Source organism: Kitasatospora sp. NPDC004615, from assembly GCF_042873545.1.
Lineage (GTDB): Bacteria > Actinomycetota > Actinomycetes > Streptomycetales > Streptomycetaceae > Kitasatospora.
The window spans coordinates 582,348-600,899 of record NZ_JBIALQ010000003.1 but is presented as its reverse complement, the minus strand read 5'-3'; the positions used below and the strand labels follow the sequence as shown (position 1 = coordinate 600,899).

Below are 18,552 nucleotides of genomic sequence, written 5' to 3'. Positions count from 1 at the left end.
GATGGCCCACGGACCATGGGTTTTCTCCTGTCCACAGGCCCAGGCGCACACCTGTGGATAACCGGACCTCGAAAGAGTTGTCCACCGGGGTTATCCACAGGTTGGCGGGAGTTATCCCCAGCCCCCGGAGCGCTTGCCCACACCCCCCGCGCCGATGGCCGGGCGCAGGATGCCAGATTTCCGGACAGAGTGCGACATACCCGCCCAAGCCCTGCGATGGCCGGAACCGGACCACCGGCCACCGGTAGGCTTGATCCGTGATCGACCTTCGCCTGCTCCGTGACGACCCGGACCGCGTACGTACCTCGCAGCGCTCCCGTGGAGAGGACGTCGACCTGGTCGACGCCCTGCTCTCCGCCGACGAACGCCGCCGCGCCGCCGGCACCCGATTCGACGAACTGCGCAGCGAGCAGAAGCAGCTGGGCAAGCAGGTCGCCGCCGCCAAGGGCGAGGAGAAGGCCGCCCTGCTGGCCCGCACCAAGGAGCTGGCCGCCGAGGTGAAGGCCGCCGACGCCGCGCAGAGCGAGGCGAAGGACGAGGCCGAGCGGCTGCAGCGCTCGCTGGCGAACCTGATCGACCCGGCCGCTCCGGTCGGTGGCGAGGAGGACTTCGTCACCCTGGAGGAGATCGGCACCCCCCGCGACTTCGCCGCCGAGGGCTTCGAGCCCCGCGACCACGTCGAACTCGGCCAGCTGCTCGGCGCGATCGACACCGAGCGCGGCGCGAAGGTGGCCGGTGCCCGCTCGTACTACCTGACCGGTCCGGGCGCGCTGCTCGAACTGGCCCTGGTCAACATGGCGATGGCGCAGGCCTCCGCGGCCGGCTTCACCCCGATGATCACCCCGGCGCTGGTCCGCCCCGCCGCGATGGACGGCACCGGCTTCCTCGGCCAGGCCGCCGAGAACGTCTACTACCTCGAGGACGACGACCGGTACCTGGTCGGCACCAGTGAAGTCCCGCTGGCCGCCTACCACATGGACGAGATCCTGGACGGCGACAAGCTGCCGCTGCGCTACGCCGGCTTCTCGTCCTGCTTCCGCCGCGAGGCCGGCACCTATGGCAAGGACACCCGCGGCATCATCCGGGTCCACCAGTTCGAGAAGGTGGAGATGTTCGTCTTCACCACCCCCGAGGACGCCGAGGCCGAGCACCGCCGCCTGCTCCAGTGGGAGAAGGACTTCCTGAACGCGCTGGAGCTGCCCTACCGGGTGATCGACGTCGCCTCCGGCGACCTCGGCGCGTCCGCCGCCCGCAAGTTCGACATCGAGGCGTGGATCCCCACCCAGGGCAAGTACCGCGAGGTCACCTCGACCTCCAACACCACCGAGTACCAGGCCCGCCGGCTCTCCATCCGGATGCGAGACAAGGACGGCGTCCGTCCGGTCGCCACCCTCAACGGCACGCTGGTGGCCGTCCCCCGGGTGATCGTCGCGCTGCTGGAGAACCACCAGCAGGCCGACGGCTCGGTGGTGCTGCCCGAGGCGCTGCGGCCGTTCCTCGGCGGGAAGGCCGTCCTGGAGCCCGCGGCCAAGTAACCGCCTGCCCGTCCCGTCCGTCCCGTCGTCCCGGAGCACCTGGAGCACTTCGCGCATGAGCACCGCCGCCCTGCCCTACCGGCTGGTCGCCACCGATCTCGACGGGACGCTGCTCACCGGCGCCGAGAACGTCTCCGCCCGGACCCGTGAGGCGCTGGGCGCCGTGACGGCGCTCGGGGCGCAGCACATCATCGTGACGGGCCGCTCGGCGGGCTGGACGAAGCCGGTGCTGGACGAGATCGGCTACACCGGGATAGCGGTCTGCGGGCAGGGCGCGCAGGTCTACGACGCGGGTGCGCACAAGCTGCTCACCTCGGTCACGCTGGACCGGCAGCTGGCGGCGCTGGCGCTGGCCAAGATCGAGGCCGAGGTGGGTCCGCTGGCGGTCGCCGCCAATCAGGACGGGCTGGACGGCGAGGTGGTGGCGGGGCCGGGTTACCGGCTGCGGATCGCCACCGGGCTGCCGGTGCGACAGGTCGCGCCGGAGGAGCTGCTGGCCGCGCCGGTGAGCAAGCTGTACATCCAGCACCCGGAGCTGACGGACGATCAACTTGCCGAGGCGGCATGGTCGGTGGCGGGTCAGTTGGTGGGTGTGGTGATGGCGGGCGACGGCATCGTCGAGCTGCTTCCGCTGGGTCTGACGAAGGCGACCGGTCTGTCGCTGGCCGCGCGGCGGCTGGGTGTCACGGCGGCCGAGACCATCGCGTTCGGTGACATGCCCAATGACATACCGATGTTCCGGTGGGCCGCGCACGGGGTGGCGATGGGCAACGCGCACGAGCAGTTGCTGGCGGTGGCCGACGAGGTGACCGTCTCCAACGACGAGGACGGCGTCGCCGTGGTGCTGGACCGGGTGTTCGGCCTCAACGGCTGACCCTCAGGGACGGCGAAAGCGCCACCGGCCTGGTGCCGGTGGCGCTTTCGTGTGCCGCGGGTCCGCCGGTCAGCCGTAGCTGACGTTGGCGCAGGGGTCGTCGTCGGCGGAGCGGGCGTCGTTGGTGACGCTGGTCGGCAGCGGGCCGGGGGCGGGAGTGTTGCCGCCACCCTGGGCGCCGTCGCCGCCGGCGCTCGCGGCGTAGTCCTTGCCGAGGGTCACCGTGATGCCCGCGCCGGAGCCGGCTTCGACGGTGGCGCCGGGGAACAGCGAGGCGACGGCCTGCGCGTTGGCCTTCTGGCTCGCGCTGCCGTACTGGACCACGGTGGTGGCGTGGTTCTGGCTGCTGGCGTTGCCGGTGCTGGTGACGGTGAAGTTCGCGGCCCTCAGGGCGGTCGAGGCCTTGTTGCCGAGGCCCGAGGCGCCGCTGCCGTTGAGGACGGCGACCTTGATGCCGGCGCCGTTGGCGGGCGGGGCGGCCGGGGCGCTGGTGGACGGGGCGGCGGACTCGCTCGGGGCGGGGCTCTCGCCGGCGCCGGCGTCCTGGCCGTCGAGGGTGCGGTCGGCCTTGAGGGCGGCCCACAGCTGGTCGACCTCGGGGTGGTTGAGGCCGATCTTCTCCCCCTGGTAGTGCCAGGGGGTGGTGATGAACTTGATGTCGTGCAGGTCGATGTCCTTGAGGGACATCCCCAGGTCGAGCAGTTTGTCGACGCCGGCCAGGTCGGGGTCGACGGTGAGCGACTTGGTGGCGGCGTCGGCCAGCGGCAGCAGGTTGGTCGGGCTCATGCCCTTGGTCTTGACCGACTTGATGAGCTGGGACAGGAAGGCCTGCTGGCGTTTCATCCGGCCGACGTCGGAGTTGTCGCCGATGCCGTGGCGCAGGCGGACGTAGTCGAGGGCGGCCTGGCCCTCGACCTTCTGTATGCCCTTGGGGTAGATCTCCTTGCCGCCCTTCTTGGGCAGGTTGGGGTTGAGGTCGTAGTCGTGGATGGCGTTGGGCAGGCAGACCTCGACGCCGCCGACGGCCTTGGTCATCGCGGAGAAGCCCTCGAAGTTGACCACCATGGTGTGGTCGACGCGCAGGCCGGTCAGGGCTTCGACGGTGTTCTGGGTGCAGGCCGGGTTGCCCTGCTCGGTGCCGCCGACCGAGAAGGCGCTGTTGAACCTGGCGTTGGTCTGCGGCTTGGTCCAGTTCTTGTTCGGCAGCAGGCACTTGGGGATGTCGACCACGGCATCGCGGGGGAACGAGACGCCGACGGCGTGCTTGTGGTCCGCGTAGACGTGCAGCAGGATCGTGGTGTCGGAGCGGGCGCCGCCCTCCTGACCGCCACCGAGGTCCTTGTTGGCGCCGTCGCGCGAGTCGGAGCCGATCAGCAGGATGTTCATCGGCCGGCGGCCCTGGGAGTCGGGCTCGGCGGCCGCGGGGCGGTCCTTGGCTATGCCTTCGCGGTCGAAGGCGGAGATGTTGCCGTTCAGGCGCCAGTAGAAGTAGCCGCCGGTGCCGACCACGACGAGGCTGGTGCCGACCAGCGACCAGATGATGATCTTCTTGGTGCGGCGGGGCTTGCGGCGCCCCTGGGCGGCCGCCGCCCGGCGGGAGCCGGCCCGGCCGCCGCGGCCGGAGCCGCCCGCCGATTCGGTCTCGGGCTCGGGCTCGGCGGCGGGGGCGGCGCGGCGGCCGGAGCGCGGCGGGGTGGCGGCGGAGCCGCGGCCCTGGGCGCGGCGGGACGCGGCGCGGCCGCCGGCGGCCGGAGCGTCGTCGTGGCTCGCCGCGCGGCGGCGCGGGACTCCGGTGGACGGCGCGTCGTCGCGACGGGGCGCGTCCTGCTGGTAGGTGCCGCCTTGCGGCGGATCGTTCTCCCACCAGCCGGCATCCGCGTCGGACGCCCCCGCCCTCTGGCCTGCCATACGTACACCCTTCACCGGAGGCGGCCGTCGGGCGCCTCAGCAACCAGTCCGTCCGCTGGGCCGACGGATGAAGCTAGAGAGCGGAGCATATAAAGGGATCATTTCGAAAGTCACGGCCTGGGTCTCCACTCCGAGCACTCGAACGACGTGTCCACACCAGGGGTTCCCGTTCTCCCGTGTGAGACAGGTGACTTCAGCGCCCCGACAACCTCCGCAAGAGCCCTTCGCGACTGCCCGGGCGGGCAGCGTTTTCGCATGCCAGGGCGGTTGTAGGATGACCGGGCAAGGAGTTGTAGGATGACCGACATCCGACAGTGAGCGAGAAGGGAGCCCGGCGTGGAGGGACTTCAGGCGGCCGGGCGGCGTTCACTGGTGGACGAGGCGATCGAGCAGCTGCGCGAGCAGCTGGCGGGCGGGGCGTGGCCGGTGGGGTCGCGGATCCCGACCGAGCATGAGCTCGCCGAGCGGCTGCGGGTGGGGCGCAACACCGTGCGGGAGGCGATCCGGGTGCTGGTGCACGCGGGGATGCTGGTCTCCCGGCAGGGCGAGGGGACGTTCGTCCGCTCGACCAGTGATCCGGCGTCGGTGCTGCGCGGAGTGCAGCGGTCGGGGGTGCGGGACGTACTGGAGGTGCGGGCCGCGCTGGAGACCGAGGCGGCCCGGCTGGCCGCCGAGCGGCACACCCCGGACGACCTGGCCCGGATGCGGGCCGCGCTGGCCCGGGAGGCCGAAGTGATGGCCGCGCACCCGGAGCGGGCCGGCCGGGAGGCCACCGTCGAGCACGACCTGGAGTTCCACACGGCGGTGGTGGAGGCGGCGCACAACCCGGCGCTGACCGAGGTGTACCGGTATTTCGGGGCCTCGGTGCGGGAGTCGATGCGCGCGGCGTTCGGCGATCACGACATGCCCGAGGTGGCGATCGGCACCCACGCGGCGCTGGTCGACGCGATCGAGAGCGGTGACCCGGAGCGGGCCGAGGCGGCCTGTCGGGCCCTGCTGGCGGAGCCGACGGCGGCGGTGGAGCAGCTGCTCGCCGAGATCGCCGCGCGCAAGTAGCGCCGCGCCGCCCGCCCGTTCCCTTCTTCTTCCACCCGCACAGAGAGTCAGCCCCGCCATGTCGTCGGTCACCCGTGCCGTGCAGCCCGTCCTCGATCCGAAGGTCGGTACCCGAACCGCCAAGTTCGCGCACCCCGCCCTGCTGCTGGTGGGCATCGTGCTGGTGGCCCTGAACATGCGGGCCTGCCTGGCGGCGGTCTCGCCGATGGTGGCGGAGATCCAGCGCACCTTCGGCCTGTCGGCGGCGGCGAGCGGCATGATCACCACGGTGCCGGTGCTGTTCCAGGGTGTGGGCGCGCCGCTGACGCCGCGGCTGACCCGCCGGTTCGGCACCGAGCGGGTGGTGCTGGGCGCCGTGCTGGCGCTGGGCGCTGGTGTGCTGCTGCGGGTGCTGCCGTCGGTGTGGACGCTGTACGCGGGCTGCATGGTGATCGGTGTGGCGATCGCGGTGCTGAACGTGTCGATGCCGGGCCTGGTGAAGCGGGAGTTCCCGCACCGGGCGGCCATGATGACCGGCGTCTACTCGACCACCATGCTGGTCGGCGCGACCATGGCGGCCGCGCTGTCGGTGCCGCTGGAGCACGCTCTCGGCGGTGGCTGGCAGGCCTCGCTGGGCGCCTGGTCGGTGCTGGCGCTGGTCGCCGGGCTGGCCTGGCTGCCGCAGGTGCTGAAGGCCCGCCGGGAGCCGACCGTGCCGCTGCGGGTGGCCCCGGCGACGGCGGCGCAGCGCGTCACCGTCAGCCCGTGGAAGTCTCCGCTGGCGTGGCAGATCAGCGCGTTCATGGGTATCTCCTCGCTGCTGGTGTACACCCTGGTGGCGTGGATGCCGACGATCCTGTCGGACCACGGGATGGCGCGCGGCGAGGCCGGTCTGGTGTTCGCGTTCAGCAACCTTGTGCAGGTGGTCAGCGCGTTCCTGGTGCCGCTGGCGGCGGGCCGGATGACCCGGCAGCGCGGGCTGGCGCTGGCGATGGCCGGGCTGAACGCGGCGGGCATCGCGTGGCTGCTGCTGGCGCCGGTGTCGGGCGCGTGGTTCTCGGCGGCGGTGCTGGGTCTGGCGCAGGGCGGTTCGCTGGGCCTGGGTCTGGCGTTCATCGTGCTGCGGACCGAGAACGCGCTGGGTGCGGCCCGGCTCGGCGGGATGAGCCAGGCGGTGGGCTACCTGGTGGCGGCGGCCGGTCCGGTCGGCGGCGGTGCGCTGAAGCAGCTGACCGGCAGCTGGGACGCGACGCTGATCGTGATGCTGGCGCTGGCCGCGGTGGCGGCGGTGGCCGGCTGGGGCGCGGGCCGCGACCGGACGATCTGACGACTGCCTCGGGAACGACGAACGGCGGGGACGGCTGCGTGCCGTCCCCGCCGTTTCGCGTTCCTCCGGCCTACTCCTCGCCGTTGAGGGTGAGGCCGGCCAGCTTGACCGAGGCCAGCGCGGTGGCGCCGACGGCGGCGATGATCAGCAGCCACACCGCGGTGGTCAGTGCGACCGGGGCGGTGACGGTACCGTCGGCGGCGATCGCCTTGGTCAGCGACAGGCCCCACTGCTGGACGGACAGGGTACGGGCGCCCTCGACGTAGTTGCCGATCAGGCTCTCCCAGATCAGCGCGTAGGCGAGGCCGGCGATCACGGCGTGCCGGGTGACCACGCCAAGCAGCAGGAACAGCGCGCTGTAGGCGGCGCCGGACACCAGGGTGCCGACGGCGTAGCCGAGGGCGACGTTGTCGGCGCCGCCGTAGAGGATCAGCCCGGCCAGGTAGGTCGGGACGGTCGCGAGCAGCCAGGTGCTGCCGATCGCGACGGCCAGCTTGGTGGTGACGATCTTCCAGCGCGGCAGCGGCTTGGCGAGCAGGTAGACGATCGAGCCGTCCTCGATCTCGGTGGCGATGACGCCGGTGCCGGTGATCAGTCCGGTGATCGGGACCAGGGTGCCGAGGGCGAGGTTGCCCAGGATGCTGTGCGCGAGTTCCAGCTTGTCGAGGGTGCTGTTGCGGGCGATCACCGCGATGACCAGCAGCAGGACCGGGACGGCCAGCAGGATCAGGATGCGCCGGCGGCCGAACAGCCCGCGCGCGGTGAGCCTGGCGACGGTGGTGTTCATCGGGGGCCCTTCAGGACGAGACCAGGTACGAGAAGACGCTTTCCAGCGACTCGTCGGCCGGGGAGACGGTGTACAGCCGGATGCCGGCCTCGCGGGCGACCTTGGGCAGCAGGGTGGTGAAGCCCTGGAAGTTGATCGCCTGGATGCGCAGGGCCCCCGCGGCGGAGCCGCTGTGGGGCAGGGCGGTGGCGTCGAGTTCGATGGCGGCCGTGGAGCCGTCCGCGATCAGCGCGGCGGCCAGGCGGCGGTCGTCGCTGGAGCGCACCAGGTACTGGTGCGGGCGGTCGGTCATCAGGCGGCGGATCTCGCGGAAGTCGCCGGACGCGGCGTGCCGTCCGGCCACCACCACCTCGATGTGGCGGGCGAGTTGCTCGACCTCTTCGAGGATGTGCGAGGAGAACAGCACGGTGCGCCCGGCGGCGCCGAAGCGGCGCAGCAGTTCCATCAGCTGGAGGCGCTGGCGCGGGTCCATGCCGTTGAACGGCTCGTCGAGCAGCAGTACCGCCGGGTCGTGGACCAGGGCGGAGGCCATCTTGACGCGCTGCTTCATGCCCTTGGAGTAGGTGCCGGTCTGGCGTTCCTGGGCGTATTCCATCTCGACCAGCGCGAGGGCCCGCTTGGCGGCGGCGCCGGGGTTGGCGAGGCCGTGCAGTTCGGCGTTGGCGAGGACGAATTCCCAGCCCGTCAGGTAGTCGTACATCGACTCCTTCTCGGGGACCAGGCCGATCTGCCGGTAGACCTGCTGGTTGCGCCAGATCGGGGCGCCGTCCAGGGTGACCGCGCCGGAGGAGGGGGCGAGGAAGCCGCTCATCATGTGGATGAGGGTGGACTTTCCGGCGCCGTTGGGGCCGAGGAGGCCGGTGATGCCGGGTCCGATGTTCATGGTGACGTCGTTGACGGCAACCACGTTGCCGAACCAGCGGGAGACCTTGTCGATGGTGATGACGGCCATGGCTGCCTCTCAGACGTTCCGGTAGCGGCGCAGCGTCAGCGCGTAGCTGCCGGCCGTGAGGAGGACGATGACCGTGGCGAACACCAGCACGCCGAAGGTGCCGGGGGCGGCCAGCCGCTCGGGGCCGTCGCCGCCGAGGTTGAACACCTTGTTGACCAGGCCCTGGACGGTGGCGCTGGGCGAGATCAGCTCGGCCCAGGCCGCGGACTCCTTGGGGACGGGGTCGTAGCCGCCGGTCAGGCCGCGGACGATCGCCGAGATCGCGCTGGTGATCATCAGGGTGCCCATGATGGCGGCGACGCCGAAGCCGCGGCGCGGGGTGAGGGCGGCGATCAGCAGGCCGAGCGCGGCGTACAGCAGCGCGTACAGGACGGCGGCGAACAGGCCGTACAGCAGGTGGACCAGGTTGTCGCCGAACGGGAACTTGGCGAGCATCGAGCCGATGAACAGCACCAGCAGCGGCAGCGTCAGGATGATCAGCAGGGCGCTGAACATGGCGGCGAACTTCGCTGCCACGTAGTCGGTGCGGCTGGCCGGGCGGGAGAAGTACAGCGGTACGACGTGGTGGCGCAGGTCGCGGGACATCAGCACGGGGGCCTGCGCGGCCAGGAAGATCTGGGTCAGTACCCCGAAGTTGGCGAGGTACGGGGCGTAGTCCAGCGGCATCTGCTTCAGGCCGGCGAAGGTGGCGATGGCGAGCATCGCGAGCGCCGGGGCGACCAGGCCGCCGAGGAGCAGGAACGGCAGCACCTTGGACTTGCCGGAGCGGCCGAGGCCGAACGCGGCGCGCAGGCTCTGCACGTACAGCGAGCGGGTGGCGTAGCCGCGTCCCAGCCGGGGACCGGTGTAGGGGCGGTAGCCGATGTCGTGGATGACGCCGCTGTGGGTGTTGGCGGGGGTGGTCATGCCTGCTCGCCTCCTGCCGGCACGGCCGCGGCCTGCTCGTCATGCGTCTCGGACCGGGCGGGCTGCTGGTCGCCGTCGGAGTTGCTGCTGAAGATCTCGGCGACCCGGTGGCGGCGCTGCTCGAGCCGGATCAGGCCGAGGCCGAGGTCGTCCACGGTGTCGCGGACGGTGTCGTAGGTCTCGTCGCCGGCGAGTTCCACCAGCAGGATGCGGCCGCTGTCGGCGCGCACCGTCAGTCCGGCGGCGGTGAGGCGTTCGCGCAGCACCTGTTCGGCGTCGAAGGTGTGGTCGGTGGGGTGGTCGGTGACCTCGACCGCGAGCAGCTGGGTGGCCTCGGTGAACGAGGCGGTGGAGGAGGACCGCAGCAGCTTGCCGCCGTCGATCACCACCAGGTGGTCGCAGGTGCGTTCCAGCTCGCCCAGCAGGTGGGTGGTGACCAGCACCGAGATGCCGAAGTCGGTGTGGATGCGGCGGATCAGGCCGAGCATCTCGTCCCGGCCGACCGGGTCGAGGCCGTTGGTCGGCTCGTCCAGCAGCACCAGCTGCGGGTCGTGGACGAGTGCCTGGGCGAGCTTCACGCGCTGCTTCATGCCGGTCGAGTAGCCGCCCATCGGGCGGTAGCGCTCCTCGTACAGGCCGACGTGGCGCAGCGTGTCGGCGGTGCGTTCGCGGGCGGCGGCGGCCGGCAGGCCGGACATCCGGGCCATGTGGACGACGAACTCGGTGGCGGACACGTCCGGCGGCAGGCAGTCGTGTTCGGGCATGTAGCCGACCCGTTCGCGGATCTCCGCGCCTTGGGTGGCGATGTCCAGCCCGAGCACCTGTCCGGTGCCTTCGGTGGCGGGGGACAGGCCGAGCAGGATCTTGATGAGGGTGGACTTGCCCGCACCGTTCGCTCCGACCAGTCCGACCACGCCGGGCTGCACCTCCACGGTGAGCCGGTCGAGGGCGGTGACCCGGGGGAACCTCTTGGTGAGGCCGTCCGTCTTGATGACTGTGGACACGGTCATCAACGTAGTGCCGTCACCCCCGGCGCGGAATGCGCTGACAAGCTGAGCTTCCGTCCGCCCACGGGATGACACTCCGGGCCCGCCCCCTAGGGGTCGCGGGGGCGGGCCGGGAATCGTCGCTTCGTCAACTCACCTGTCCGTGCAGGTTTTTCAGACCATCAGGCTGCTCTGCAGCAGCAGGATCTGCCGGAACGCCTGGTCCGGGACGCCGTTCGGATTGGTCATCTGGACCAGCGCGACCACGTCGCCGCACTGCAGCCAGCCGAGCCGGCCGGTGGGCACGTCGCCGGCCTTCGCGTCCGAGAGCCGGACGTTCACGCTGCCGAGCGCCACCTTGTAGGTGTGGGCGACATCCAGGGAGGTGGAGCGGATGTCCTTGGTGGCGTCCAGCTGGTTCGCGAACGAGAAGAAGTTGGTCGCCTCGTCCGCCGAGCCGAACCGGATCAGCCGCAGCTCGGTGCGGGTGCCGTCCTTGGCGGTCCAGCCCTGCGCGGCCGCGCCGCGGCAGGCGTCGCTGACCAGCCGCTGCGCGTACTGGTCGTCGTTGGCCAGCATCATGTCCCGGTCGCACGGCACCCAGCGGCCCGCCACCGGCGGCAGGCTCGCGGGCGCACTCGCGGAAGCACTGGCCGACGCGGAGGCGCTCGCGGACGCGCTCGCGCTCGGGGAGGCGGACGCGGACCCGCTCGGGGCGGCCGACGGGCCGGTGCCGACGGCGCCGTTGGGCAGCGGCAGCAGCAGCGCCCGCAGGTCCGCGGCGTGCGTCTTGATCTTGTAGTCGGATGGGGCCGAGGCGCCCACCGGCAGCGGAGGCATCGTCAACTGCGGGAACACGTAACGGCCGTCGTTCGGCGTGGCCAGACCCGGCAGGTCGGTGCGGTCCGGCAGGGTCACCGCGACGGCGGTGGCCGCGCCGGTCACCACCGTCAGCAGCAGCGCCCCGCCGACCTGCCACAGCCGCTTGCGGTCACGCTTCGGCTGCTCGGGCGACTCGCCCTGGTCGGCCGGGACGAAGGCGTCCGGGGCGCCGGGCGCCTCGCCGTTCCCGGCGGTGGCGGCGTCGGGGGTGACGTCGGGGGTGACCGGCACGATCGGTTCGAACGGTTCGGCCGGACCGGGGTTCGGGGTGATGTCGGTGCTCATGCGGTGGCTCCCGGGATGGCCAGTCGGTCGAGTTGCTGACGGAACAGGTCGACGACCTTGTTCTGGTCGAGGGGCGCGACCCCTGAGACCCTCATCTGCACCAGCAGGTCGCCCACGCCGGCGTAGCACTGCAGGAAGTCGAGCTGCTCACCGGCCTTCAGCGTCGGCAGCGCGCAGTGCGCCTCCGAGTGGCCGGCCACGCCCGGGCCCTGCCGGTACAGCTCGTTGTCGGTGAACCACTTGCCGTACGAGTTGTTCTCCGCCTCCACGGCCTGCTGGTTGAACTGGCTGAGCACCAGCATCACCGAGGTCTGGTTGTCCATGGTGACCAGGCTGCGCGCGCCGATGCCCTGGATGTGCAGCGAGGACAGCGCGTTCTCGGCGTCCTTCCGGTACTTCTCCGGGACGTCGGCGATGGTCTCCTTCAGCGCCCTGTCCAGGTCCGCGTCACGCAGCTCGTTGTCGTTGCCGATCGAGCCGAAGTCCGGGCCCAGGTGGTAGCTGGACGGCATCGGCAGCAGCAGGTCGCGCAGGCTGCCGAAGTGATTGCCGTTGGACTTCGCACCCCACTCCTGGGCCGGGCTCGCCGAGGGGGCGGGAGCCGCCGCGGTGGGCGCGGCCGGGGTGTCCTTGTAGTGGACCTTGATGATCGCCTCGCCGATGCCGACGCCGACCAGGGCCGCCGCGACCACGGCGGCGGCCGCCTTGAGCGCGATCCGGCGCGGCTTCGCGGCCGGGGCGGTCGCGGGCTCGGCGTCCAGGGCGGCGTCCTGCGCGGCGTCCGGCGTTGCGTCCGGCGTTGTGTCCGGCTTGGTGAACTCGACTGCGGCCGCGGCCGGTTCGGTGACCGTGGTGTCGGTGACCGTGGTGTCGGCGGACGTGGCGTCGACCGGCGGGGTGGCGGTGGGCGGCTGCGCGGGGGCGGCCGGCTCGGGGGATTCGATGTCGGTCACGCGAGACGCTCCCACTGTCGCTTGGCGATGTCCTCCAGCTGGCTCCGGTCGACCGGGTTCTTGGCGAAGACCTCGATGCTCATCAGCACGGTGCCCTTCCGGGCCACGGCCCCGCCCCAGTAGTACTCCTCGCTGCTGCGGGCGTACTTATAGGGCTTCGTGGAGACCATGACCATGCTCTCGTCGTTGCCGGCGAACTTCGAGAGGCTCAGATCGGAGCGGCGCGGGCTCATGCCGGACATCACCTCGTGCACCGACTCCGGCCGGTACTGCCGCAGGCTCACCCGGTACTTGACGTCACCGGAGATCCAGCTGACGTTCGCCTGCCGGCGGAACCCACCGGACAGCAGCGTGGAGAACTGCTCGGCGCTGTTGCCGAAGGTCCTCGCCACATCCGCGGCGGACATCCAGCCGTTGCTGCCCATGCTGTCGTCCTCGGTACCGTCCGGACGCTTGATCAGCAGCTCGCGCAGGTCGCCGTCGATGTTCAGCGGCTGCGGGCCGGCCGCGGCCAGCGCCTTGGCGTCGATCCGCTCGGCCGGGTAGCTGAGCTTCACCGCGGCGAGCTCGGGCAGCGGCGTCGCCGGACGGGAGGCCTGGATGCCGTAACCGATGACCCCACCGATCACGGGCCCGGCCACCACGGCGGTCAGGAACATCGCGCCCACGCCGAACTTCCGCTTCTTGCGCGCGGGTTCCTCACCCCCGGCGAGCACCTCGAGGTGCTCGAAGCCCTCGGTGGTCGGCGCGCCGGACGGGGCGTCGGGTGCGTCGGACGCGTCAGGCGCGTCGACGGAGGCGGGTGCGTTGGGCGCGTCAGGCGCGTCGACGGAGGCGGGTGCGTCGGCGGAGGCGGGTGCGGACGGGGTGGCCGTCGGGGGTTCGGACGGCACGGCGGCGGCCGCCCCGGGCTCCGCGGCGCCCGTGGACTCGGTGCTCAACTGGTACTCCTGGAAAGAGAGTTCGGGACGGCCGTCAGCCGTTGGTGAGGCGGTCGCGCTCGCGCTTCATGGCGTCGAAGAGCAGCGCCCTGTCGGGGTCGCCCTGCACCTCGACAGTGATCTCATAGACCACGTCGCCGACCACGCCGATACCGATCAGCGCACCGGTGTACGCCTGCTCCTTGGGCTTGAAGACGTAGCCCTTGGCGTTGGACACCCCGTCGATGTCGAAGGAGTTGTCGCCGTAGCCCGAGTGGTCGGCGAAGCCCTGCGCGCGGTCGGTGCGGCCGAAGCGCTTGAGCTCCGAGCGCACCTCGGTCTTGCCGTCCCGGAGGCGGTAGGTGCGGCCGGCGGCGTCCTTGAAGCCCCAGGAGTCCAGCACCTCCTTGATGTCGACGCTGTCCTTGTACTGGGCCTGGAGGTCGTCCGTGCTCAGCATCGCGCCGTCCGGCGAACCGTACGGGTCGGCGTTGTCCGGCACCGGCAGCAGGAAGTAGCGCAGGTCGCCGGAGTGCTTGCCGCCGGAGACGCTGCCCTGCAGCGTGCTGGACGGGCGCGGCGCCGCACTCGGCGAGGCGGTCGGGGTGGGCGAGGGGCTGGGCGAGGCGCTCGCGCTCGCACTGGCCGAGGCGCTCGCGGTGGCGGCCGGGGCGGCGGCCACCCGGGTGGCCGGGTCGGGCTTGCCGACCGCGACGGTGACGGCCGCGCTGGTCGCGGTCACGGCCAGCAGGCCGGCCACCGCGAGGGCCACGCCGGCCGCCCGGGGCAGCCCGCGGGCTGCGGCGGGCTGCTCGGGGCCGGGCTGCTCAGTAACAGGCTCGGCGGCCAACTCGGGTTCGGCCGGGGCCGGGGTGACGGGGTTGGGCTCGGTGGCCGCCGGCCGGCCGGCAGGCTCGGCGGCCGGCTCCTGACCAGGGGTCGGTTCGGAAACGGACAAGGGTCTCCCCCCAGGGTGCGCGTGGACGACCGCACGGCCCCCACGGGCTGTCCCCCCGGTCGGCCCGAACACAGGTGTCACCGTGCGGTGCACGAATTATGAGAGCCCTGTGCAGTCGTCAACAACACGGTTGCCAGGCCGATTTGCCGCAATCCCGAGCCAATCGGACAGGCCGTGACCGAACCGCAACCCCCGTCCGAATCAGCTCGTGCCCGAGTCATCCTTCGTGGACGGAGCAGGCTGCCCCGCAGGGACATCGGAGGACGGTTCGGACCGCTCCTCCGACGCGGTCGGCGCGGGCCGCGCGGGCGGTTCCGCAGGGGCCGCCGGGGCTGCCGGAGCGGGCTGCGAGCCCGGCTGCGGGGTCGACTGCGGGCCCGGCTGCGCGGGCGGAGCGGACGGCGCCGCCGGGTCGGTCAGTCGGATGCCGGCGGCCTCGGCCAGGGCGATGTCGAGGCGCTCCGTACGGATCCGGCGGTCGATGTACATCACACCGTTGGCGAGCGGCGTCAGCGGCGCCGTCATCGCCGCGATCAGCAGCATGGCCAGCGCGCCCAGCACCACCAGCGTGGTCAGCACACCGCTGCTGGGGAGCACGGGCTCCTGCGACGAGGCGCCGACGGTGCTGGTCGGCATGATGGCCCCGAGGACGATCCCGAGCGGAGCCGTCACGATGTTCGCCGCGACCCGTCCGGCGAACGCCACGATGAAGCCCAGCAGCAGGCTGCGCCACCAGTTGCCCGCGTTGAGGCGCCAGGCCCGGCGGATCGCGCCGATCGGCGTGGTCTCCTCCAGCACCAGCACCGGCACCTGCAGCGTCAGCCGGACGGTGACGAACACGCTGCCGATCGAGACGGCCGGAAGGAGCACGAGCAGGAGCAGCACCGGCAGCGGGTTGTCGTTCAGCACTGTGAGGGCGATCGGGCCGCCAAACGCCAGGACCTCCAGCAGGAACAGCGGCACGAGCACCGCGGCCTGGGACAGCACGGCCGGCCACAGCTTGGGCAGCGCCTCCTTCCAGGCCTGACCGGCCGTCATCGGACGGCCGAGCGTCGCCGCCCGCAGCACCACGGTGGCCAGCGGGGCGACCACGACGTTGAGGGCGAACAGCACCAGTCCGAGCACCAGGATCAGCAGCACCACCGGGCTCACCAGGTCCCACAGCTGCTGCCAGGTCGGCGCGCTCCCGTCGTCGGGCAGGCGCTCGATCGCGTCGCGCAGGCCGCCCACGAAGAACAGCGCGACCACCGTCACCGGCACCGCGCCGATACCGACCAGTGCGAGCAACGGCAGGTAGAGCGCCTTGAAGTAGCGGCGGACGGTGTCGAACACCGCGCTGAACATCTCGCCGAACGACAGCGGGCGCAGCGGGATGACGCCCGGCTGGGGCGCGAGCGGCACGGCCCCCCAGGGGCCCTGCCCCCAGCCGCCGCCGGGCGCACCGGGCTGCCCGTACCCCGGCCACTGCCCCTGACCGGAGGGCTGTCCCTGCCCCCACTGCCCGCCGGGCTGCTGCCCGGGACCTCTGTTGTCCCCGCTCATCCGTACCCCCTTCAGAGGCCACCGCCCCGGACGTGCGCCGGGCTGCGACGAGCCTAGGACTCCCCTCCGGCCACGCCTGCGGCGGCCCCTGACCGGTCCTGCCCCTTTCCTACTGACGTTCGCTCAACCCAGTTGCCGCAGTCCGTCGGTGGCGATCCGCTCGAAGACGTCGGGATCGTTCGCGAAGATCGAGTCCGGGACGGGCCAGTGCACCACGAGTTCGGTGATCCCCAGTTCCCGGTACGTTCCCGCCCAGTCGACGAAGGCGTCCACCGACTGCAACGGCTGCTCGGCGGTCGATCCCTGCAGCAGCAGCTTCTCCAACTCGCCGACGTCCCGGCCGCGTTGCTCGCACGCTTCGGTCAGCTTCGCGATCTGCCGGGCGATCACCGCGGGCGCCTGCTCCACCGGCACGTCGGCCGGCGCCTTCGCGTCCCCGTACGTCACCCAGCCCTGGCCGTACTCCGCCGCCAGCCGCAGGCCGCGCGGCCCCGTCGCCGCCACATAGAACGGCACCCGGGGCGTCTGTACGCAGCCGGGGATGTTCCGGGCCTCCACCGCCGAGTAGTACGCGCCCTCCCGCGTCGTGGCGTCCTCCCTCAGCAACTCGTCCAGCAGCGGCAGGAATTCACCCAGCCGGTCGGCCCGCTCCTTCGGCGACCACGCCTCCTGCCCGAGCGCCGTCGCATCGAACCCCGACCCCCCGGCCCCCACCCCGAGCGTCACCCGCCCACCGGACACGTCGTCCAGCGTGATCAGTTCCTTCGCCAGCGTCACCGGGTGCCGGAAGTTCGGCGACGTCACCAGCGTCCCGAGCCTGATCCGCTCGGTCGCACACGCCGCCGCCGTCAACGTCGGCACCGACCCGAACCAGGGCTCCTCCCGGAAGCTCCGCCAGCTCAGGTGGTCGTACGTGTAGGCCGCGTGGAACCCGAGCTCCTCGGCCCGCCGCCACACCTTCTGCCCCTCGCTCCACCGGTGGATGGGGAGGATAACGGTACTCAAGCGCATGCAGTGACGATACGCGCGCGGATCGGCGGGACTTCGGATCGCCCGCGAGTCGGCACGAGCAGGTCCGCTAGCGTGGCGCCATGGGCACGTTGAGCAGGCGAGAACTGGCCGCGCTGGTCGAGGAAGCGACGGTCGACACCTACGACGAGCACGAGGAGCTGTCGGCTCTGTTCACCGCCGTCGAGGAGAACCTGTCGGTGCCGTTCAGCACCTCGGTGCTGGGCGCCGAGGTGACCGTGCGCGGCATCGACCTCTCACTGGAGGGAAGGATCGTCGCCCTGTGCACCCGCGGTGAGTTCCGGCAGACGATCGGATTGCTGGACCTTCAGCTGCCGGAACCGGCTCCGGACGGAGCGGAGTGGGTCGAGGCGTACCGCTACTACTGGACGCAGTGAGCGCCGGAACCTTCGAGATCGAGAGGGCCCGCATGGCTGTCGTGGTACGGAACGAGGATGAGGCATCGTTGCGAGACCTGATCGAGCGAAGCTCCGAACTGAAGGGTGAACTCGTCGCCTTCGCCCAGAGCGCACGCTTCGACCGGTGGTTGACGCCCCACCTCCTGGAGGCCGCCGGGCCCCAGCGGCAGTTGGAGGAAGGCGATGCGATCCGGATCATCGACAACTTCATCCTGCGGTACCGCTTGCCGGACGGTTCCACCGTGGTGGACCGGTTCGTCGCCGGACGACGGGGCTTGACCGAGGCGGATCGGGAGATGCTTCTCGGCTGGCGTGACCCCGTCGAGGGCATTTTCGAGATCCGGCGCAAGGATGGGGACGCCGTCGTCCTGCTGAACCTGATCGACGACCTGGAGTACCGCACGTACTCGAACGTCGGGCGGGTGGCCTTCCGCAGAGTGTCCAAGGGGGGATTCCTGCACACCTGCCTGGTGCCCGTCCACTCGGTCGACGGGGCGTGGCTGATCTCCGGAATGATGTCGTCCTACCCGAAGTCCAGCGCCACCGAGATCGCCCAGGCGGCGCTCCAACTGGCCACCGAACACCCCTCATTGGTCTTCCGCAACCCCGAGAAGATCGAGCAGGGATGGCGCTCGATGCGGGAGGACCGAACCGCGTTCATCGAGTTCTGCGGCAGCGACGAACTGGTCCTTCCCCCTGCCGAAACCGAGGAGCGGCTCAACGCCTACTACCGGCACCGGCAGGAAGCCGCCGTCGCCGAACATCCCGACCGGGCCCGGGGCAGGCGGCTCCCCGGCCTGGCCTTCCCGGCCTTCGAACTGCCGCGAGGACTCGCGGAATCGGAAACGGTCGGTGCCATTTATGACGAAGTCGACGGGCTCAACTTCTACGCGGACTACGGGATGCTGCGGGACCTCTTCGCGGATCCGGCCCTCCCTGGCCGCAGGCAGCACCAGGACCTGCTGCGCGTGTACCTGCGCGAGGAGTCGATTGCACCGCTGCCGCTCCGCCGCCTGGCCGCCGCCCACCCGGAGACCGTCGACGAGGTGTTCCGGAAGCTGCTGCGGAAGCCCGGATTCACCTGGGACGAGCACGGCGAGGAGCTGCTGCGCCGGCGCAAGCCCCGGTACTACGAGCAGGAGCCCCGCCCGGGCGTTTCCGTGATCGGTGAGCGTCTCAGCGAACTCGCTGCTGGCGGCCGTCGGCAGAGGTTCACCAGGACACGGCGTGTGCCGGGTCGACCCGGCCACCCGTGACCGAGGCTGGTTTTCTGTG

At 71.5% G+C, this 18,552-nt stretch carries 17 protein-coding genes; 6 read left to right on the top strand and 11 right to left on the bottom strand.

What is annotated here, in order from left to right:
• Positions 1 to 257: 257 nt before the first annotated feature.
• Both serS and ACFYS8_RS14055 read left to right on the top strand, forming a co-directional pair.
• A complete protein-coding gene (gene serS / locus ACFYS8_RS14060; protein WP_387640315.1) occupies positions 258 to 1,535 on the top strand; it encodes a serine--tRNA ligase in 1,278 nt (425 codons plus the stop codon).
• 55 nt (positions 1,536 to 1,590) lie between these two features.
• A complete protein-coding gene (locus ACFYS8_RS14055; protein WP_387640313.1) occupies positions 1,591 to 2,409 on the top strand; it encodes an HAD family hydrolase in 819 nt (272 codons plus the stop codon).
• Between the two features lie 69 nt (positions 2,410 to 2,478).
• Here ACFYS8_RS14055 and ACFYS8_RS14050 read toward each other — a convergent pair whose 3' ends face one another.
• Positions 2,479 to 4,317: an LCP family protein gene (locus ACFYS8_RS14050; RefSeq protein ID WP_387640310.1), complete on the bottom strand. Its 1,839-nt coding sequence runs from the start codon at positions 4,315 to 4,317 to the stop codon at positions 2,479 to 2,481.
• Positions 4,318 to 4,653: 336 nt separating this feature from the next.
• On the opposite strand from ACFYS8_RS14050, the gene ACFYS8_RS14045 reads away from it, so the two are divergent.
• Positions 4,654 to 5,373 carry a FadR/GntR family transcriptional regulator gene (locus ACFYS8_RS14045; protein ID WP_051653221.1) on the top strand — a complete coding sequence of 240 codons (720 nt, stop codon included), beginning with the start codon at positions 4,654 to 4,656 and terminating at the stop codon, positions 5,371 to 5,373.
• Positions 5,374 to 5,431: 58 nt separating this feature from the next.
• The gene (locus ACFYS8_RS14040) at positions 5,432 to 6,679 is read left to right on the top strand and encodes a CynX/NimT family MFS transporter (RefSeq protein WP_387640307.1); all 1,248 of its coding nucleotides are present in this window, start codon (positions 5,432 to 5,434) and stop codon (positions 6,677 to 6,679) included.
• 70 nt (positions 6,680 to 6,749) lie between these two features.
• Here the strand turns inward: ACFYS8_RS14040 and ACFYS8_RS14035 are convergent, their stop codons facing one another.
• The 10 genes from ACFYS8_RS14035 to ACFYS8_RS13990 all read right to left on the bottom strand — a co-directional run bounded on the left by ACFYS8_RS14035 (position 6,750) and on the right by ACFYS8_RS13990 (position 16,861).
• Positions 6,750 to 7,466, bottom strand: coding sequence for an ABC transporter permease (locus tag ACFYS8_RS14035; protein WP_387640304.1), 717 nt, complete (start codon positions 7,464 to 7,466; stop codon positions 6,750 to 6,752).
• A 10-nt stretch (positions 7,467 to 7,476) separates the two neighbouring features.
• Complete coding sequence (locus tag ACFYS8_RS14030) at positions 7,477 to 8,418, bottom strand: ABC transporter ATP-binding protein (protein WP_387640301.1); 942 nt, start codon at positions 8,416 to 8,418, stop codon at positions 7,477 to 7,479.
• A gap of 9 nt (positions 8,419 to 8,427) precedes the next feature.
• Positions 8,428 to 9,324, bottom strand: a complete 897-nt coding sequence (locus tag ACFYS8_RS14025; protein WP_387640298.1) for an ABC transporter permease — start codon at positions 9,322 to 9,324, stop codon at positions 8,428 to 8,430.
• Entirely contained in the window at positions 9,321 to 10,334 is a 1,014-nt protein-coding gene (locus ACFYS8_RS14020; RefSeq protein WP_387640295.1) for an ABC transporter ATP-binding protein, read from the bottom strand. The genes ACFYS8_RS14025 and ACFYS8_RS14020 overlap by 4 nt, the downstream gene beginning before the upstream one ends.
• A gap of 150 nt (positions 10,335 to 10,484) precedes the next feature.
• Positions 10,485 to 11,477 (bottom strand): hypothetical protein, encoded by a 993-nt coding sequence (locus ACFYS8_RS14015; RefSeq protein WP_387640293.1) that lies wholly within the window; start codon positions 11,475 to 11,477, stop codon positions 10,485 to 10,487.
• On the bottom strand, positions 11,474 to 12,430 hold the full coding sequence (locus ACFYS8_RS14010; RefSeq protein ID WP_387640291.1) for a hypothetical protein: 957 nt from the start codon (positions 12,428 to 12,430) through the stop codon (positions 11,474 to 11,476). Before ACFYS8_RS14010 ends, ACFYS8_RS14015 begins: the two co-directional genes overlap by 4 nt.
• Positions 12,427 to 13,371 (bottom strand): hypothetical protein, encoded by a 945-nt coding sequence (locus ACFYS8_RS14005; protein WP_387640289.1) that lies wholly within the window; start codon positions 13,369 to 13,371, stop codon positions 12,427 to 12,429. Before ACFYS8_RS14005 ends, ACFYS8_RS14010 begins: the two co-directional genes overlap by 4 nt.
• A gap of 34 nt (positions 13,372 to 13,405) precedes the next feature.
• Complete coding sequence (locus ACFYS8_RS14000; RefSeq protein ID WP_387640286.1) at positions 13,406 to 14,308, bottom strand: hypothetical protein; 903 nt, start codon at positions 14,306 to 14,308, stop codon at positions 13,406 to 13,408.
• Positions 14,309 to 14,509: 201 nt separating this feature from the next.
• Positions 14,510 to 15,850 (bottom strand): hypothetical protein, encoded by a 1,341-nt coding sequence (locus ACFYS8_RS13995; RefSeq protein ID WP_387640284.1) that lies wholly within the window; start codon positions 15,848 to 15,850, stop codon positions 14,510 to 14,512.
• 123 nt (positions 15,851 to 15,973) lie between these two features.
• Positions 15,974 to 16,861 (bottom strand): LLM class flavin-dependent oxidoreductase, encoded by an 888-nt coding sequence (locus ACFYS8_RS13990; RefSeq protein ID WP_387640281.1) that lies wholly within the window; start codon positions 16,859 to 16,861, stop codon positions 15,974 to 15,976.
• 80 nt (positions 16,862 to 16,941) lie between these two features.
• Between ACFYS8_RS13990 and ACFYS8_RS13985 the strand changes: the two genes are divergently transcribed.
• A complete protein-coding gene (locus ACFYS8_RS13985) occupies positions 16,942 to 17,256 on the top strand; it encodes a hypothetical protein (RefSeq protein ID WP_387640279.1) in 315 nt (104 codons plus the stop codon).
• Between the two features lie 68 nt (positions 17,257 to 17,324).
• Positions 17,325 to 18,533 (top strand): hypothetical protein, encoded by a 1,209-nt coding sequence (locus ACFYS8_RS13980; protein ID WP_387640276.1) that lies wholly within the window; start codon positions 17,325 to 17,327, stop codon positions 18,531 to 18,533.
• Positions 18,534 to 18,552 lie beyond the last annotated feature (19 nt).

Coding starts and splice junctions, on each gene's coding strand:
- ACFYS8_RS14055 (WP_387640313.1), top strand. CDS start 1,591: ATGAGCACCGCCGCCCTGCCCTACCGGCTGGTCGCCACCGATCTCGAC.
- ACFYS8_RS14050 (WP_387640310.1), bottom strand. CDS start 4,317: ATGGCAGGCCAGAGGGCGGGGGCGTCCGACGCGGATGCCGGCTGGTGG.
- ACFYS8_RS14040 (WP_387640307.1), top strand. CDS start 5,432: ATGTCGTCGGTCACCCGTGCCGTGCAGCCCGTCCTCGATCCGAAGGTC.
- ACFYS8_RS14035 (WP_387640304.1), bottom strand. CDS start 7,466: ATGAACACCACCGTCGCCAGGCTCACCGCGCGCGGGCTGTTCGGCCGC.
- ACFYS8_RS14030 (WP_387640301.1), bottom strand. CDS start 8,418: ATGGCCGTCATCACCATCGACAAGGTCTCCCGCTGGTTCGGCAACGTG.
- ACFYS8_RS14025 (WP_387640298.1), bottom strand. CDS start 9,324: ATGACCACCCCCGCCAACACCCACAGCGGCGTCATCCACGACATCGGC.
- ACFYS8_RS14020 (WP_387640295.1), bottom strand. CDS start 10,334: ATGACCGTGTCCACAGTCATCAAGACGGACGGCCTCACCAAGAGGTTC.
- ACFYS8_RS14015 (WP_387640293.1), bottom strand. CDS start 11,477: ATGAGCACCGACATCACCCCGAACCCCGGTCCGGCCGAACCGTTCGAA.
- ACFYS8_RS13995 (WP_387640284.1), bottom strand. CDS start 15,850: ATGAGCGGGGACAACAGAGGTCCCGGGCAGCAGCCCGGCGGGCAGTGG.
- ACFYS8_RS13990 (WP_387640281.1), bottom strand. CDS start 16,861: ATGCGCTTGAGTACCGTTATCCTCCCCATCCACCGGTGGAGCGAGGGG.
- ACFYS8_RS13985 (WP_387640279.1), top strand. CDS start 16,942: ATGGGCACGTTGAGCAGGCGAGAACTGGCCGCGCTGGTCGAGGAAGCG.